The 1,180-nt window shown below is 75.3% G+C and carries 1 protein-coding gene and 1 pseudogene; one reads left to right on the top strand and one right to left on the bottom strand.

What is annotated here, in order from left to right; genetic code table 11:
* Positions 1–453, bottom strand: a pseudogene (locus tag EYA84_RS32105) (ATP-dependent helicase); the annotation flags it as partial.
* 115 nt (positions 454–568) lie between these two features.
* Here EYA84_RS32105 and EYA84_RS32100 point away from each other — a divergent pair.
* On the top strand, positions 569–1,180 hold a 612-nt coding region (locus EYA84_RS32100; protein WP_131057884.1), incomplete at its 3' end, for a PfkB family carbohydrate kinase.

Genomic DNA, 1,180 nt, shown 5'->3' with positions numbered 1-1,180 from the left:
GGGCAGGACCCGGCCCCGACCGGCCAGGTCGACGGCGAAGGCGGCCACCTCGGCCAGGTGTCGCAGGGCGGCACCCGGTACGGCGGACACGCGGTCGATGCCGCGCAGCAGCGCCAGCGTGGCGTCCGGGCCGTACGCGAGGACCGGCACCCGCCATCCGGCCAGGGCGACCCGGCCCCGGGGCGGCGCCACGACGGTGGTCCGGACCAGTTCCGGCGAGTCCATCGGCGAGCCGCCCCGGGTGGGCAGGCTCAACAGCACCGTGCCGAGGTCGGCCGGCTCGGCGGCCTCGCCCATGACGGTGGTCAACGCGGCGTGGTCGGCGGCGAACGGGTGCGGCCGGTCGCGGGGTGCCCGCCCCGGTCGGCGCGGCGCCTCCGGCTCTCGGGTGCTGTCCTCGGCCCAGACGGCGAAGCCGCGACCGGGCAGCCACACCCCGTGCACGACCAGCACGCACGCCCCCTCGCCGAGTAAGGAGGGGTCCCCTGCTAACGCCTCCGGTAGAGCAAGGGTCCCCTGCTAACAACCGGGACAGCTTAGGCGCCACCCGACGTCTACCGTCGACGCCATGTACGACCTTCTGGTGATCGGTGGACTCGGTGTCGACGTACGGGTGCGGGTGCCCGGATTGCCGCTGCCGGTGGTCGACTCGGTCACCGTCGACCCGATCGACCTGCGGATCGGCAACACGGGTGCCGGGGTGCTGCTCGCCGCCCACGCGCTCGGGCTGCGGGTGGCGGTGATCGACACGATCGGTGCCGACCCGGCCGGGGACGTGGTGCGCGCCGCGCTGGCCCGGACCGGCGTACACGCCACGCTGGCCGAGGACCCCGCCGGCACCCGCCGCTCGGTGAACCTGGTCGACCCCGCCGGACACCGGATGGCGCTGTACGACCCCCGCGACTCGGACGGTCCCGCGCCCTTCCCGACCGAGCGGGTGGCGGCACTGGTCGAGGACGCCACCCACGTCCACCTGTCGATCATGGGTTGGGTCCGGGACCTGCTGCCCGACCTCGCCGACGTACTCGCCGAGGGGGTGAGCAGCTCCACCGACCTGCACGACTGGGACGGGCGCAACCCCTATCACCGGCCCTTCGCCGAGATCGCCGAGCTGGTCCTGGTCAGCGGCGCGGCGCTGGGCGACCGGGCGGCGGGGACAGCCGCCACGTTCGCGCCGGGC

Origin of the sequence: Verrucosispora sp. SN26_14.1 (assembly GCF_004307965.1) — a bacterium.
Taxonomy (GTDB): Bacteria; Actinomycetota; Actinomycetes; order Mycobacteriales; family Micromonosporaceae; genus Micromonospora.
The sequence above is the reverse complement of the archived record's forward strand: the minus strand, read 5'-3'. Positions and strand labels throughout refer to the sequence as shown.